We start from the raw sequence: 15491 nt of genomic DNA on the forward strand, positions 1-15491 counted from the left end.
TCAGGCGCCGTTGACCTTGGCGGAGCCCGCGCCGGGCACGGTCTGCTGCACCTGCCGCAGGAACGCGGCGTTGTTCGATGTCTTGCGCAGGCGTTCGATGATCGCCTCCAGGTTGCCCTGCGGGTCCCTGCCGTGCAGGGCGCGCCGCAGACCGCGTACGGCCGTCAACTCGTCGGCGGGCACCAGGAGTTCGTCACGGCGCGTGCCGGAGGGGGTGACGTCGACGGCGGGGAAGACCCGGCGCTCGGCCATGCCGCGGTCGAGGCGGAGCTCCATGTTGCCGGTGCCCTTGAGCTCCTCGAAGTAGTAGTCGTCGGCGCGCGACCCGGTCTCCACCAGGACGGTGGCGAGCATGGTCAGGGACCCGCCCTCCTCCGCGAGCCGCGCGGCACCGAAGAGGCGCTTGGGGCCCTGGATGGCGGCGGCGTCGACACCTCCGGAGAGGGTGCGGCCACCGCTGGAGGCCGCGTTGTTGTACGCGCGGCACAGCCGGGTGAGGGAGTCGAAGAGCATGACGACGTCCTTGCCCTCCTCGGTGAGCCGCTTGGCGCGCTCGACGGCGAGCTCGGCCAGCGCGATGTGCTGCTTGGCGGGCCGGTCGAAGGTCGAGGCGAGCACTTCGCCACGTACGGAACGCTTCATGTCCGTGACCTCTTCGGGCCGTTCGTCGAGCAGGACCACCATGAGGTGCGCCTCGGGGTGGTTCGCGCTGACGGCGGCGGCGATCTGCTGGAGCAGGACGGTCTTGCCGGTGCGGGGCGGCGCGACGATGAGGCCGCGCTGGCCCTTGCCGACGGGGGCGACCAGGTCGATGAGCCGGGTCGCGATGCTGCCGCCGCCCTCGCCGGGCGTCTCCAGACGCAGCCGCTCACGGGGGTGCAGCGGGGTGAGATCGCCGAACCGTGCGCGCCTGTGCAGCGCTTCGGCGGAGTGTCCGTTGACCCGTTCGACGGAGGTGAGGGTGCGGGCCTTGCCGCAGGTGCCCTGCACCATGTCGCCCGCACGCAGGCCGAACCGGCGGATGAGCGTGGAAGGGACCTGTACGTCGTTCGGGTCGGGGAGGCAATCGCCAGTACGGAGGTGGCCGTTGGCGTTGTGACTCACGTCGAGGATGCCGGCCGCGGCGACGGCGCGGGTCTCGGCGGTCGTGGTGGTGGTCGTGGTGGTGCTCTGGGTGGTGGTCTTGTCGCGGGTGATGGTTGCGGTACTCATGATGGGGTCCTTTCGCGGACATGCGAATGAGGGGCCCGGCAGGACGGTGGGTGTTCACGTCCCGTGCGTCGGGCGGAGAGAAGAACTGCGGCAGAGTGCTTCGGAGAAATACGGAAGCTTCAAAGCTGCGGGAGCCTCGATGAGGCGGAAGAAAAGAAGATCGGCACCGGCGCCGCAGAAGGCGGCGTACACACGTGCTGTTCGCAAGGTAGCACAGCTTTCGGGTGGCCCGTCATGACGTGGGTCACCGCATTCGTACCCGATCGGCTGCACCCACCCACATGACGTGCTCCCCGGTTGTGTGGGCCCCACACATGGGAACCCCGCCCGGCGCACCCTTACGTTTCCGGCCATGACGAGCCCCACTCCCCGCGGTGCCGCCCCCGCCGTCTCCCCTGCCGTGGCCCCCGTCGTGGCCGCCGCAGGAACCGACCTCACCGGCCGCACCGCCCTGGTCACCGGCGGCGCGAGCGGCATCGGCCGGGCCTGTGCCGTGGCCCTGGCCGCGGCAGGTGCCTTCGTCCACGTCGTCGACCGGCACGCCGACGCGGCCAAGGACGTCGCCGACGGGATCGACGGCGAGGCGCACGCCGTGGACCTCGCCGACCCCGCCGCGGTGGACACCCTGCCCACCCGCGTCGACGTCCTGGTCAACAGCGCGGGGCTGCAACACGTCGCCGCCATCGAGGAGTTCCCCCCGGAGCGGTTCGACCTGATCCAGAAGGTGATGGTCACCGCGCCGTTCCTCCTGCTGCGCCGGACGCTGCCCCACATGTACGCGCACGGCTGGGGCCGCGTCGTCAACATCTCCAGCGTGCACGGCCTGCGCGCCAGCCCCTTCAAGTCCGCCTACGTGGCGGCCAAGCACGCCCTGGAGGGGCTGAGCAAGGTCACCGCCCTGGAAGGCGCGGAGCACGGCGTCACCAGCAACTGCCTCAGCCCCGGCTACACCCGAACGCCCCTGGTCGAGGACCAGATCAGCGCCCAGGCCGCCGCCCACGGCATCGCCCCCGAGCAGGTCCTCACCGACGTGATGCTGCGGCGTTCGGCCACCAAGCGCCTCATCGAGCCCGAGGAGATCGCCGCCGCCGCGCTCTGGCTCTGCGGCCCGCACAGCGGCTTCGTGACCGGTGCGTCGCTGCCCCTGGACGGCGGCTGGACCGCCAGCTGAACCCCCGCTCCCCCGGCGTCACCTCACGTCCCGCACCCGCGTCCCCTACGTCCCCGTCGAGTACGTCCCCATCGAGAAACGGATCACGCCATGGCAGCCGCAACGCCGCGTGCCCAGGGCAAGACCCCGGGCAAGCCAGGTATCGCCCGCATCATCAGCGCCAGCCTCATCGGCACCACCATCGAGTGGTACGACTTCTTCCTCTACGGCTCCGCCGCCGCCCTGGTCTTCAACACGCTCTTCTTCCCCGACAGCGACCCCCTGGTCGGCACGCTCCTCTCCTTCCTGACGTACGCCGTCGGCTTCGCCGCGCGGCCGCTCGGCGGTGTCGTCTTCGGCCACTACGGCGACAAGATCGGCCGCAAGAAGCTGCTCGTCCTGAGCCTGATGATGATGGGCGGCGCCACCTTCGCGATGGGCCTGCTGCCCACCCACGCCACCCTCGGCGTCGGCGCCCCGATCCTGCTCACGGTGTTGCGCCTGATCCAGGGCTTCGCGCTCGGCGGCGAGTGGGGCGGCGCCGTCCTGATCGTCTCCGAGCACGGCGACGACAAGAACCGCGGCTTCTGGGCCTCCTGGCCGCAGGCGGGCGCCCCCGGCGGCAACCTCCTGGCCACCGGCGTCCTCGCGCTGCTCGCCGCCGTCCAGTCCGACGAGGCGTTCCTCGCCTGGGGCTGGCGCATCCCGTTCCTGCTCTCGGGCGTACTCGTGATCATCGGCCTGTGGATCCGGGTCTCGGTCTCGGAGTCCCCGCTGTTCCTGGAGGCGCAGGCCCGTGCGGAGGCCGAGGCCGCCAGGGCCGGTGCGGCCGAGAAGCAGGACGCGCCGGTCGTCGAGGTCTTCCGGCACAACTGGCGCGGCGTCCTCACCGCCATCGGCACCCGGCTCGGCGAGAACGTCTCGTACTACATCCTCACCGCCTTCGTCCTGGTCTACGTCACCGTGCACCTGGAACTGCCCAAGAGCACCGCCCTGAACGCCGTACTCATCGGCTCCGCCGTGCACTTCGTGACGATCCCCCTGTGGGGCGCGCTCTCGGACCGCATCGGCCGCAGGCCCGTCACCCTGATCGGCTCGGTCGGCATGGCGGCGTGGGCGTTCGCGTTCTTCGCGCTCGTCGACAGCGAGTCCTTCACCGTGATCACCCTCGCGGTCACGGTCGGGCTGCTCCTGCACGGCGCGATGTACGGGCCGCAGGCCGCCTTCATCTCCGAGATGTTCGACACGAAGGTCCGCTACTCCGGCGCCTCGATGGGCTCGCAGCTCGCGTCCATCATCGGCGGCGCGCTCGCCCCGATCATCGCGGTGGAGCTGCTCAAGGACTACGGCTCGGCGACGCCGGTGGCCCTCTACGTCTGCGTGACGGTCGTGATCACCACGCTCACCGTCCTGGTGGCCAAGGAGACCCGGGGCCGTTCGCTCGCCGGACAGCGGCCGGCTCCCGAGGGTGCGTCCAGCACGGCCTCGGCGACAATCGGAAGCTGAAGCGCACCACCGGCACGCGCACCACCGGCGCGCGCACCCCGCTCCCGGAGGCGACCCGTCGTATGACCAGCTCCCCAGACGCCGCCCACCGGGAGCAGGCGTGCGCCGCCCTGCGCGAGCTGCTCGACCTGCTCGCCCGGGACGCCCCCGCCGAGCAGTTCGCCCGCCCGGCCGCCGCGGCCCGCGCGGCCGGGGCGAGCGGCGCCGAGCTGACGGCGATCGACGAGGCCACGCAGACCGCGCTGCGCGTGCGCCGCACCCTCAACCAGCACCAGCGCCGGGAGGCCGAGCTCACCGCCCTGTTCGACACGGCGGGCGACCTCGCGGCCCTTCGCGACCTGGACGCGGTGCTTCGCGCCATCGTGCACCGGGCCAAGCTGCTGCTGCGGACGGACGTCGCGTACCTCTCCCTCAACGACCCGGCGGCAGGTGACACCTACATGCGCGTGACGGACGGCTCGGTCTCCGCCGCGTTCCAGAACCTGCGCCTGGGCATGGGCGAGGGGCTCGGCGGCCTCGTCGCCCAGACCGCCCGCCCGTACGCCACCGGGGACTACGAGGTCGACCCCCGGTTCCAGCACACCACCCCCATCGACAGCGCCGTACTGGAGGAGGGCCTGCACGCCATCCTCGGTGTGCCGCTGCGGCAGGGCACCCATGTCATCGGGGTGCTCTTCGCCGCCGACCGCACCGCCCGCGCCTTCACACCGGACGAGGGCGCGCTGCTCTCCTCGCTCGCCGACCACGCGGCGATCGCCATCGACAGCGCGCGACGCATGGAGGAGACCCGGGCCGCGCTCGTCGACCTGAACGCGGCCTCGCAGACCATCCGCGCGCACAGCGAGGCCATGCTCCGGGCCGAGGACGCGCACGACCGCCTGACCGATCTCGTGCTGCGCGGCGGCGACTTCACGGAGGTCGCCACCGCCATCGGCGCCCTGCTGCACGGCGGCACCCTCATCCACGACGCGGACGGCACGGAACTGGCCCGCGTGGACGCCGACCCCCGCACTCCGCCCGCCAAGGCCGTGGCCGCGTCGCGCGCCAGCGGCCGGGCCGTCCCCCTCGACGGCACCTGGGTGTGCGCGGTCCTGGCGGGCCCGGAGCTCCTCGGCAGCATCGCCCTGACCGACCGGGCCGACCTGGGCGAGGCCGACCGCCGCCTCTTCGAGCGCGCCGGGGTGGTCACGGCGCTGCTCCTGCTGCTTCGCCGCTCGGCCGCCGAGGCCGAGGACCGCGTACGCGGCGAACTCCTCGGCGACCTGCTCTCCCTCTCCGGAACGCCCGGCCGCCTCACCGCGCGCGCCCGCCGCCTCGACGTCGATCTGGCGCTCCCGCACGCGGTGTTCGTCGCCCACAGCGAGGCGGCGTCGCGCCGGCTGCTGCTCTCCTCGGCCGCCCGCGCGGCCCGCACCCGCCACGGCCTGTCCGGCCTGCATCACGACCACGTGGTCCTGGTCCTCCCGGCCGACGACACCGGCTCCCGGGCCCGCGCGCTCGCCACCGAGCTCACCCAGGCCGCCGGAGCCCCGGTCACGGTCGGCGCGGCGGGCCCCGGCACCGGCCCCGAGGCCCTCTCCCGGGCCCACGCGGAAGCCCTGCGCTGCCTGTCGGCCCTGCGTGCGCTCGGCCACACCGGCCAGGGCGCGGACCTGCCCGACCTCGGCTTCCTCGGCGTACTGCTCGGCGACGACACGAACCTCGACTCGTACGTACGCCGCACGCTGGGCCCCGTCCTGGACTACGACACCAAGCGCGGCACCGAACTCGTCCACACCCTGCGGGCCTACTTCGCCTGCGGGATGAGCCAGTCCAAGGCGAAGGACTCCCTCCACGTCCATGTGAACACCGTGGTCCAACGCCTGGACAGGATCGGCCACTTGCTCGGGCCCGACTGGCAGTCCCCCGAGCGCTCCCTGGAGATCCAGCTCGCCCTGCGCCTGCACGCCTACACCCGGACCACGTCGTCCTGATCCTCGGCGGCCTCCTCGTGCGGCGCGGCGGCAGCCGGGACGAGGAAGGTGGCGACGAGCCCGAGGACGACGAAGCCCGCGGCGACATAGCCGCCCAGCGCGACCCCGTCGGTCATCGCCGAGCGGGCGGCGTCGGCGAAGGACGCGGTCTCCGGGCGGTCCGCCAGCGGACCGATGGCGGCGCCCGCACTGTCGGTGACGGCGCCGGTGAGCTGGTCGGCCTTCCCGGACGGCACACCGGCATCGCTCAGCCGGTCGCGCAGATTCGTGCTGAGCGTGGTGAAGAAGACCGTGGTCAGGGCGGCGATGCCGAGCGCGGAACCGAGCTGGCGGAAGGCGCTCTGGATGCCGGAGCCCTGCCCCGCGCTCTCCTGCGGCACCTCGGCAAGGACCACGTTGGTGACCTGGGCGGTGGCGAACCCGACGCCGATCCCGTACGCGAAGAGCATCAGCGCGACGGCCCACCAGGAGCTGTCCGGGGCGGCGATGAACCCGACCCCGGCCAACCCGACGACCTCCAGGGCGAGGCCGATGCGCACCTGCCCGAGCGCCGAGACCTTGGCTGCCAGCGGGAAGCTGACGCCGGTCGCGACGAAGCTGCCGATGGCGATGGGCACCAGGGCGAGCCCGGCCTCCAGGGCGCTGTAGCCGAGGGTGAACTGGAGCCACAGCGGGAGCACCGCGACGATGCCGAACTCGCCGAGGCCGATGATCAGGGTCGCGATGTTGCCGTTGCGGAAGGAGGCGATCGAGAACAGCCGTACGTCCATCAGGACACGTGAGGACTGCGCGGAGTCCTCGGCCCGGCTGAGCGCGATCTGCCGCCGTACGAAGGCGAACAGCGTGCCGGCGGAGAGCACCAGGGCGACGAGAACGGGCGAAGGCCCGCTCCCCCAGCTGACCCCGAGCACCTCCAGCGGCTCGATGCTGACGATCCAGCCGTACGTCCGCCCTTCGACGAGCCCGAAGGCGAGCAGTCCGAGCCCGACGGCGGAGAGCACCGCACCGGCCACGTCCAGCCGGCCCTTGGTCCGGGGAGAGGGCGCCATGTAGAGCAGCACACCGGCGGCGACGAGGACGGACAGCGGCACGTTGATGCCGAACGCCCAGCGCCACGAGACGTGTTCGGCGAGCCAGCCGCCGAGCAGCGGCCCGAGCGCGGCGGCGGCGCCGATGGTCGAGCCCCAGATGGCGAAGGCCTGGCCGCGCGCCTTGCCGGTGAAGGTCGCGTTCAGGAGGGAGAGCGAGGTCGGCAGGATCATCGCCGCGCCCGCACCTTGCAGGAAGCGGGCCAGGATCAGCAGCCCGCTGCCGGGCGCGAGCCCGGCCAGCACGCTGGTCGCGCCGAAGACGACGACGCCCGCGACGAAGATCCGGCGGGCGCCGAAGATGTCGGCGAGGCGGCCGGTCAGCAGGAGCAGCGCCGCGAAGACGATCGCGTACGACTCCTGGATCCACTGCGCCTGGGCCGAATTGGCGTCCAGGTCCTCGATGACCGAGGGGACGATCACGTTGACGATCGTGGTGTCGACGACGATCAGGGCGACGCCGAGGGCGATGGCGATGAGGCCGAGCCAGCGGCGGGCGGTGGGGGCAGTGGGTGCGGCGGGTGGGGCGGGTGCGGCGGGCGACGGGTCGGGGGACGGGTCACGCATCTCGATCGATACCTCCATGGTGAAGTAATTCCACGGTGAAGGTAATGTCGGGCCGGTAAGTTGTCAAAGCACGAGTACGGGCAGGCAGAGGGTCCAGAGAGGGCGGGCGCGGTGGCGACGGAGGAACCGACACCCGGCGAGGTGACGGCGCAGCGCGAGCGCCTGATGGAGGGGCTCCGGGGCTACGGCGAGCGCTACAACGAGCTCAGCCGCCGCTTCGCCGTCTGGCTCGGCCTGCACTCCACGGACGCCGACGCCCTCCTGGAGATCGTCGTCGCCGAGGACCGCGGCACCCCGCTCTCCCCGGCCCGCCTCAGCGAGCGCATCCTGCTCTCCTCGGGGGCCACGACCGCACTCCTGAACCGCCTCGAAGCCGCGGGCCACATCGTCCGCACCCGGGAGCACACGGACCGCCGCGTGGTCACGCTGCACAGCCTCCCCGGCATCCGTGAGCGCGCCGACGAGTTCTTCACGCCACTGGCGGCACGGATGGACGCGGCGATGGCCCACTACCCGCCCGAACTCCTCCAGCGGTTCGAGGAGTTGCTGTCGGACCTGAGGACGACGATCGACACGGACCTCGCGGAGCGGGACCGGGGCGCGGGGTCGGCCTGATCGCCTCATGGCCGGATGGCCGGATGGCCGGATGGCCGGATGGCCGGATGGCCGGATGGCCGGATCGGCGGTGCGGCGGTGCGGCGGTGCGGCGGCCGCGGCAACCAATCCCCCCTGTGGTGGCGACTGCCTTGCGCAACGCACACCAACCATCACCAGGGCGGATGAGGCACATGAGAGCGAACCGGCACGAGCGCGCGGCCCAGCACCGCAGGCGCCGGCTGAGCCTGAGACTCGGCATCCCGGTCGCCGTGGCGGCCGCGGCGGGGCTGACGTACGGCACGGCCTTCGGGGTCTTCGGCGAGGACGCGCGGCCACGGGCATCGGCGGCCACCGGGGCGGGTTCCGCAGCGACTGCGGCTTCCGCGGCCTGGGCCGACGACGTCGCCGACGGGTTCGCGTCGGTCAACGCCATGGGCCAGAAGGGGACGTACGGCGGACGCGACGGTAAGACGGTCACCGTCAAGACGCTCGCGGACCTGGAGAAGTACGCGACGGCCTCCGAGCCGTACGTCATCGTGGTCGCCGCGGCGATCACGATGGACCCGAAGGGCAAGGAGATCAAGGTCGCGTCCGACAAGACGATCGTGGGTTCCGGCACCTCGGGCCAGATCGTCGGGGGCGGCTTCTTCCTGGGCCAGGGCGTACACAACGTGATCATCCGGAACCTCACGATCCGGGACTCGTACGCGGGCACGTGGAACGACAAGGAACACGACTTCGACGCCGTGCAGATGGACGGCGCGCACCACGTCTGGATCGACCACAACGACCTGCGGCACATGGCCGACGGCTTGATAGACAGCCGCAAGGACACGACCTACCTGACGGTGTCCTGGAACAAACTGAGCGACAACAACAAGACGTTCGGCATCGGCTGGACCGAGAACACCACGGCCGACATCACGATCCACCACAACTGGCTGCGCGAGACCGAGCAGCGCAACCCGTCCACCGACAACGTCGCCCACGCGCACCTCTACAACAACTACCTCCAGGACGTCGCGGGCACGGACATCACCTCGTCGTACGGGAACTACTCGCGCGGCAACACGAGGATGGTCCTGGAGAACAGCTACTTCGAGGGCATCAACAACCCGGTCACCAAGGACGGTTCGGCCTCGATCGTGCAGCGCGGCAACGTCTTCGCCGGGACGAGCGGGCGCAACGAGAGCGGCGGCACGGCGTTCGACCCGAAGAGCTTCTACGCCTACACGCCCGACAAGGCGGCGGACGTCCCCGCGAAGGTGAAGGCGGGCGCGGGTCCGCGCGCGACGGTCGGGACCGCCGCCGGGACGGCTTCCACCCTCACCGTGGCGAAGGACGGCAGCGGCCGGTACAAGACGGTCCAGGCGGCGGTGAACGCGGTCCCGGCGAACAACTCCTCGCGGGTGATCGTCTCCATCGCACCCGGCACGTACCGCGAGACGGTGAAGATCCCGGCCAACAAGCCGCACGTCACCCTCCAGGGCACGGGCGGCAGCCGCAAGGACACGGTGATCGTGTACGACAACGCGGCGGGCACCCCCAAGCCGGACGGCTCCGGGAACCACGGAACCGCGGGCAGCGCGACCGTGGCCGCGGAGGCGGACGACTTCCAGGCCCGCAACCTGACGATCGCCAACGACTTCGACGAGAAGGCGAACCAGAACCTGGCCGGACACCAGGCGGTGGCCCTGCGCACGGCGGCCGACAAGGCGTTCCTGGACAACATGATCATCACGGGCGACCAGGACACCCTCCTCCTGGACACAGCGGCCAAGGACAGACTGGGCCGGGCCTACGTCCGCAACTCCTACATCGTGGGCAACACGGACTTCATCTTCGGCCGCGCGACAGCGGTGGTGGACCGCTCGGTGATCACCCTCAAGAAGCGCTGGGACGGCACGTCACAGGGCTACGTGACCGCTCCGAGCACGCCGGCCGACCGCAAGGGATTCCTGATCACGAACACCGCGGTGACCGGCGACGTGTCCGCCCGCAGCTTCCACCTGGGCCGCAACTGGCACGCGGGCGGCGACGCGAGCCTGGACCCCCAGACGACGGTCCGCGACTCCACCCTCAGCGCGGCCGTCAGGCCCACCCCGTGGTCGGACATGGGCGGCTTCCCCTGGAAGGACGACCGCTTCGCGGAGTACAGGAACAAGGGCGCGGGCTCCGGCCCGGCAAGCGGCGACCGCCCCCACCTGACGGACACGCAGGCAGCGAACCAGGAAATATCCGACTGGCTGGGCCCCTGGACCCCGACCCCCTGAACCCCACCCCACCCCGGCCCCGCACCGCCGCCCCACCCCGATCCGCTACCCTGTCTGGAACCGCCATCCGTGGCGGCACCAGTACGCCTTCGTAGCTCAGGGGATAGAGCACCGCTCTCCTAAAGCGGGTGTCGCAGGTTCGAATCCTGCCGGGGGCACAGCACTAAGGGCCAGTTCAGAGGCTTGATCCTCTCGAACTGGCCCTTTCGCATGATCCCGGCCGTGCCACACACGTGCCACAAGGTCTGCTAGGAGCCTGCCTCACCCCGTGTCTTACGGATCATCGAGCCGAGCCGATCAGCGATCTCACGATCACGGCCACTCACCACGTGCTGATAGATCAACGCGGCTCGTGGCGTGCTGTGACCCATCCTGGTCATCAACTCCCGAAGACTCGCGCCAGACGCAGCGAGGGTGTTTCCCGTGTGCCGAAGATCGTGGAAATGCACGTCAGCCGTGATCTTCGCCTTGCTCCGCGCCTTGATCCAGTCATCCCGGAAGTTGCTCCGCCGAAGCTGCCCGCCCTGGGGGCCGAGGAACACGTGCCCATCACGGCCGGGTCCCGCGTAGGCGTCGAGATGGTGCTTCACGTCCGGCAGGAGTTCGGTCGGGAAGGCCACCGGCCGGACTCCGGCATCGGACTTGGGCGCCTTGTCGAAGAGAGCTCCGGTCTGCATTTCCGCCTGCGAGCGCCGAACCATGAGCGCGGCGTTCGTTGCGTCAACGTCCCGGCGACGCAGAGAAGCCAGCTCCCCGAAACGAAGCCCGGTGAAGGCCGCCAGGAGGACGAGCAGCCGGTAGCGCGAAGTGATCGCGTCGGCCACGGCGTACACCTCAACCACGGTGAGAACGGGGCGCTCTGGCACGTCGTAGCGGTCGGCTCCCTTGATCCGGCACGGGTTGCGCCGAATCAGCTCGTCATCAACGGCCGTGTTCAGGATCGCTCGCATGATCTGGTACGCCTTGACCACGGTCGGCTCACCGGTCCGCGCTAGACATGCCGTGCGCCAGGCCCGGATCTGAGCCGTCGTGATCGAGGACAGCGGACGCTCACCGAAGGTCGGCAGCAGGTACAACCGGATCACCGACTCGTGTCGCTCGCGGGAACGGGCAGCCAACTTGCGATCACTAAGCCATGCCTTGGCGTATCCACGAAAGTGGACCTTTCCCGCGTCGGGGTCGGACCAATGGCCACGAGTGATGTCCGCCTCAATGTGGGTCAGTGCAACCTCGGCATCGGTCTTGGTCGCGTACGTGTCCTCCGCGCTTCGAAGCTGCCCTGTGCTCGGATCACGGTATCGAGCCTGCCACCGGCCGGACTTGAGCTGCCGGACGGAACCGAACCGGCGTCGTCTGCCCTGCTTGTTTGCCATCAGGCCGCCCTGCGAAGCACGCCAGGACTGACGATCACCGGCTCAACGGTGTGCTCCGCGATGTAGGCAGACACCACGCTCTCAGGAATGCGGACGTGCCTACCGACCTTGACGAACGTGATCCGACGCTCTTCGATCAGGCGCCGGGGGAAGCGCACACCAGTGCCGAGCACCTCGGCAACCTGCTTCACCGTCAGGAGTCGATCCATCGTCACCGCTCCCCCTCTGCCTCAAGATCCGGCATATCTGCGAGCACGTCACGAGCGATCTCGCGGTTCTCTTGGATCTCGCGTGCGATGGAGGCGGCGAGCCAGGATTCGCCGGGGGTGTGGCCTTGCCCGGCGTAGGTCCAGTGCGCGAGCACGAGCGTGGAGCACTCCGAGTCGTCGAGATCTTCTGGCAGGCCCCGTTCGCGGCGTTCCTGTCGGGCGCGGTAGTCGGCGCGGACCTGTCGGCGTGCGCTCAGGGTGGTGGAGTAGGCCCGTGACTTGGTCATGAAGTGCCCACGGAAGCCGAGCATGTGAGCCCAGCGCCACAGGAGCCGGTCCGGGTAGGCATCATCGAGCACCCAGCACGCCTCAAGTAACCGGCGTGTGTGCAAGGGCAGGGGCAGCTTGTCGAGTTCGGAGAGCTCCCCGATCCGGCGATCCACGGTCTCGGTGGTCTCGGCTGCTTTGGTGGCGTACTTGGCGACGTAGGAGGCCACCGCCTGATCTGTCAGCTCCACCCCGTCCATGCCGCCGATCGCTTGGATATCGACCTGCGAGCCCCACCGCAGTGTCCGGGCGCGGAAGGCGCCGACGGACGGCACCGGCACGGCGACCCGTTCGACAGCGGCACGGATCGCGTCATCCAGGAGAGTGACGGTCGCCCAGGCCGGGGGCGGGGAGCCGGGCCCGTCGGGACCGTCGAGGCGCACCACGGCGTGGAAGTGCACGGCGCCGCGCTTCTGGAATTCGGCGACCTTGCCGAAGGAGACCCGACACACCTCCTTCAGGACCGACTGAGTCAGGCCCGCACGGGCGGCGACTTCTCGGCGCAGGTAGATCGTGAAACGGCGCCACAGGTCCCCGGCATGGTTGTTCCACAGCACCGCTCCCGCGTAGTCGTAGCGGCCTGGGGCGAGCGCCGTACCGAGCACCGGGTCATCGTCGGCGTGGGAGCTCCCGCAGCGGCAGCGGCCGGACTCGGGACGGTTGTGGACGGGCCCGAACGAGGGGGCGGTGAGGGTGGCGAACACGCCGGGGTGCTGGCGGATCTGTCCGGGGATGCCCATCCTGCTGTCGCCTGTGATCCCGGCGCGGATCAGGTGGTAGACGTCCCCGGCGTAGGTCCAGGCGCATGAGGGGCAGCGCGAGGCCCGGCGGTTGCCGCAGGCAACCCGGAGCATGCCGCCCGGCTCGTGCTCGGTGCTGTAGGAGTACAGGACATCCCCGGTCTTGGCGTCACGGGTGACGGTCTGCCCCTGGAGGCGGATCGGATGGGCACAGCCGCCGGTCCGGCGTACTTGCTCTTGCCAGCGGTCGAAGCCCGGCGCGTTCGCAACCCGCAACAGATCAGCGAGAGTTAAGGGGTCGGTGCCCATGGAGGCGGCAGCACCGGCGACGGCCTCAGGGGCGACGGGGAAGACCGTCATGCGACCACCGCCAGCTTCGGAGCGGTGGCCTTGAACAGACCGAGGACGCGCGTCACCTGAGCGGCGTGCCGCTGCTTGGCGCTCTCGCTGATCTCGGACTCAGTGATCTCACCTACTCCGTACTCGGCAAGGCCGAAGCCGCCGCAGATCGGGCAGTACACGTCGAGCGGGGAGTAGTCCCCAGCGAACCCGGAGCCTTCGCAGATCTCGCAGTCAGCCCACGGCCGCGAGGTCAGGTAGTACAGGCACTCAACCGGGTCGGTGCAGGTCGCGTCACCACAAGCGGGGCAGGTTCGGACGTGCGAGATGGTGACGTGAAAGCGGGCAGCAGGCGCGGGATGCGGAGCGGGCAGCGTCGCAGGCATCATGGTGAAGCCCCTTGAGGGTCTGGGGAGCGGCTGACTACTTGGCGGTGGGAAGCCGCTCCCTGCTTATTAGTCCCCTTGGGGGGACTAATTCTGCCTCTCATGGTGGGGACGGATGTGTCCGCTTGTCAAGGACTAAGTCGCCCCCCGAGAATGAAGGCATGGAGCTACACGAAGTGATCCGCAAGCGGCGCGGCGAGCTGGGCATGTCCCAAGCCGAGTTGGCCGCAGCCGCAGGCGTCGACCGGCGCCAGATCAGGCGGTACGAAGCGGGTGAGCAACAGCCGGTGCTACCCGTCGCGGTCGCGATCGCGCACGCCTTGGGAATCACGGTCAACGAGTTGGCTGGCCAACCCGCGCACCGAATCGACCTGTCGGGCACCTGGTGGATGTCGTGGCAGACCTCAAGGGGTGGCGAAGAGGCCGTCGCCGTGCAAGAAGTCAACTTCGCTCAGCAAGAGGAGTTGATTCACCTCGACACGGTTGCCCGAGGACTCAGCGTCGAGCGGGGTGGCTTCCACTGGCGTGGTGAGCTTCGCCTGTGGGACCAGGAGGTCCTCATGGGCTGGTACGTGGCGAACGAGGGGCCGATACGTTCCAAGGGGACTCTGTACTTCGTGCTGCACCCTCACGGGATCAACATGTCCGGTCGTTGGGTGGGTCTGGCCTATGACGGCAAGATCATGACTGGGTGGGGGACTGCGGCACGCACCAAAGAAGAAGCTCTAGAACTGAACGCGAAGCTCCGTGAGGATCAGGGGACACCCCTGTGACAGACGTCTGTGCGGTACTGATCACAGCACCGGATGCCGAGTGGCTGACGACCTTCGTTCGAGGTCTCGTGTCCGACCGGCTTTGCGCTGTCGGACATGTCTCCCCCATCAGGTCGATCTACAGGTGGGAAGGCGAAGTTCACGACGCGGGCGAAGCACTTGCCACCGTGCGGACCGTGCCGGACCGAGTCCCGGAGATTATCGCCCGGACACGACGCGAGCACCCTTACGAGGTGCCCAGCGTGATCACGGTGCCGATCAACGACACGACGTCTGACTATCGCGCGTGGATCATCGCGCAGTCGAGCCCGGGGTAGGCGCCCGTTACGGGTTTCTCTACCTCATCAAGCCCCCGCCCGTTGGGCGGGGGAGGGGTGGCCCATGGCCCCCACCTGGGTCTTCGGCTTGTGGGGTTCGGTAGATGCCTCAGCCGTGGCGCACTTGGAATGAACAGAACCCTTCAGCAGCAGCGCGGGGAACCTCAGCTCTCCCATGCTTCGCCACCCCCAGGACAGCACCACAGCCCCTTGCCTGGCCCTACAGCTTGGTTGAGTCCCTGGGGTCTTCGGGAAGGGGAGCGGGGGTCTCTTGGCCTCCGGCCATCCGGAGCGCTGGCCTGATGGCTCTTCCGGCCGCCGCTACTTGGGATCACACCCCACCGGCCCACACGCGGGCCTGTGGGGGCTCGGGGACTCGGGGCCTGCGCCCCTGCCTCCGGCGGTCGCCGGCCCCGGCCCCCGGCCCCCACCACCTTCGATGCCTTGGGATGATCCCTGTTTCACGCTCTGGCCCGCCAAGGGCCGATGCACCAGACCGAGCCTGATACCCCGCCCCATCCCATGCCCCCGTGCCCCACAGCGCCTAGGTCCGGCTGGGGCAGGCACCGCCCCGTGGTCGGCACGCCAGGTCTCGCCACGGACCCCACAGGACAGCTTTGGGTTTCAAAAGACAGGTGCGCCACGGCTGAGGCATCTACCG

13 protein-coding genes and 1 tRNA gene are annotated in these 15491 nt (G+C 70.0%); 8 read left to right on the forward strand and 6 right to left on the reverse strand.

Translation table 11 applies throughout. The features are described 5' to 3' along the window. Complete coding sequence (rho, locus tag ACZ6ZP_RS38160) at nucleotides 1-1212, reverse strand: transcription termination factor Rho (RefSeq protein WP_361466278.1); 1212 nt, start codon at nucleotides 1210-1212, stop codon at nucleotides 1-3. Nucleotides 1213-1564: 352 nt separating this feature from the next. Between rho and ACZ6ZP_RS38165 the strand changes: the two genes are divergently transcribed. From ACZ6ZP_RS38165 to ACZ6ZP_RS38175, 3 genes are all read left to right on the forward strand, one after another. Continuing rightward, the gene (locus ACZ6ZP_RS38165) at nucleotides 1565-2383 is read left to right on the forward strand and encodes a 3-hydroxybutyrate dehydrogenase (protein WP_351162813.1); all 819 of its coding nucleotides are present in this window, start codon (nucleotides 1565-1567) and stop codon (nucleotides 2381-2383) included. 90 nt (nucleotides 2384-2473) lie between these two features. Continuing rightward, nucleotides 2474-3868, forward strand: coding sequence for an MFS transporter (locus tag ACZ6ZP_RS38170; RefSeq protein ID WP_469410244.1), 1395 nt, complete (start codon nucleotides 2474-2476; stop codon nucleotides 3866-3868). Between the two features lie 62 nt (nucleotides 3869-3930). After that, nucleotides 3931-5841, forward strand: a complete 1911-nt coding sequence (locus ACZ6ZP_RS38175) for a helix-turn-helix domain-containing protein (RefSeq protein ID WP_351162809.1) — start codon at nucleotides 3931-3933, stop codon at nucleotides 5839-5841. Here ACZ6ZP_RS38175 and ACZ6ZP_RS38180 read toward each other — a convergent pair. Next, the gene (locus ACZ6ZP_RS38180) at nucleotides 5817-7514 is read right to left on the reverse strand and encodes a DHA2 family efflux MFS transporter permease subunit (protein ID WP_383819206.1); all 1698 of its coding nucleotides are present in this window, start codon (nucleotides 7512-7514) and stop codon (nucleotides 5817-5819) included. The genes ACZ6ZP_RS38175 and ACZ6ZP_RS38180 overlap by 25 nt on opposite strands. 147 nt (nucleotides 7515-7661) lie before the next feature. On the opposite strand from ACZ6ZP_RS38180, the gene ACZ6ZP_RS38185 reads away from it, so the two are divergent. From ACZ6ZP_RS38185 to ACZ6ZP_RS38195, 3 genes are all read left to right on the forward strand, one after another. Then, nucleotides 7662-8111, forward strand: coding sequence for a MarR family winged helix-turn-helix transcriptional regulator (locus ACZ6ZP_RS38185; RefSeq protein WP_399981349.1), 450 nt, complete (start codon nucleotides 7662-7664; stop codon nucleotides 8109-8111). A gap of 173 nt (nucleotides 8112-8284) precedes the next feature. Continuing rightward, nucleotides 8285-10366, forward strand: a complete 2082-nt coding sequence (locus ACZ6ZP_RS38190) for a pectinesterase family protein (protein WP_351162805.1) — start codon at nucleotides 8285-8287, stop codon at nucleotides 10364-10366. A gap of 85 nt (nucleotides 10367-10451) precedes the next feature. Beyond that, nucleotides 10452-10524, forward strand: a tRNA-Arg gene (locus tag ACZ6ZP_RS38195). 90 nt (nucleotides 10525-10614) lie between these two features. On the opposite strand, the gene ACZ6ZP_RS38200 is transcribed toward ACZ6ZP_RS38195, so the two are convergent. The 4 genes from ACZ6ZP_RS38200 to ACZ6ZP_RS38215 are packed head-to-tail and all read right to left on the reverse strand — an operon-like array spanning nucleotide 10615 to nucleotide 13740. Next, the gene (locus tag ACZ6ZP_RS38200) at nucleotides 10615-11739 is read right to left on the reverse strand and encodes a tyrosine-type recombinase/integrase (protein WP_469410245.1); all 1125 of its coding nucleotides are present in this window, start codon (nucleotides 11737-11739) and stop codon (nucleotides 10615-10617) included. Beyond that, entirely contained in the window at nucleotides 11739-11948 is a 210-nt protein-coding gene (locus ACZ6ZP_RS38205; RefSeq protein WP_469410246.1) for an excisionase family DNA-binding protein, read from the reverse strand. The genes ACZ6ZP_RS38200 and ACZ6ZP_RS38205 overlap by 1 nt, the downstream gene beginning before the upstream one ends. Before the next feature lie 2 nt (nucleotides 11949-11950). Beyond that, nucleotides 11951-13375 carry a replication initiator protein RepSA gene (gene repSA / locus ACZ6ZP_RS38210; protein WP_469410247.1) on the reverse strand — a complete coding sequence of 475 codons (1425 nt, stop codon included), beginning with the start codon at nucleotides 13373-13375 and terminating at the stop codon, nucleotides 11951-11953. Next, nucleotides 13372-13740 (reverse strand): hypothetical protein, encoded by a 369-nt coding sequence (locus ACZ6ZP_RS38215; RefSeq protein WP_469410248.1) that lies wholly within the window; start codon nucleotides 13738-13740, stop codon nucleotides 13372-13374. Before ACZ6ZP_RS38215 ends, repSA begins: the two co-directional genes overlap by 4 nt. 161 nt (nucleotides 13741-13901) lie before the next feature. Here ACZ6ZP_RS38215 and ACZ6ZP_RS38220 point away from each other — a divergent pair, with 161 nt between their 5' ends. Continuing rightward, on the forward strand, nucleotides 13902-14513 hold the full coding sequence (locus tag ACZ6ZP_RS38220) for a helix-turn-helix transcriptional regulator (protein WP_469410249.1): 612 nt from the start codon (nucleotides 13902-13904) through the stop codon (nucleotides 14511-14513). After that, nucleotides 14510-14830 carry a divalent-cation tolerance protein CutA gene (gene cutA / locus ACZ6ZP_RS38225; RefSeq protein ID WP_469410250.1) on the forward strand — a complete coding sequence of 107 codons (321 nt, stop codon included), beginning with the start codon at nucleotides 14510-14512 and terminating at the stop codon, nucleotides 14828-14830. Before ACZ6ZP_RS38220 ends, cutA begins: the two co-directional genes overlap by 4 nt. Nucleotides 14831-15491 lie beyond the last annotated feature (661 nt).

Source organism: Streptomyces sp. NPDC054047, assembly GCF_055585065.1.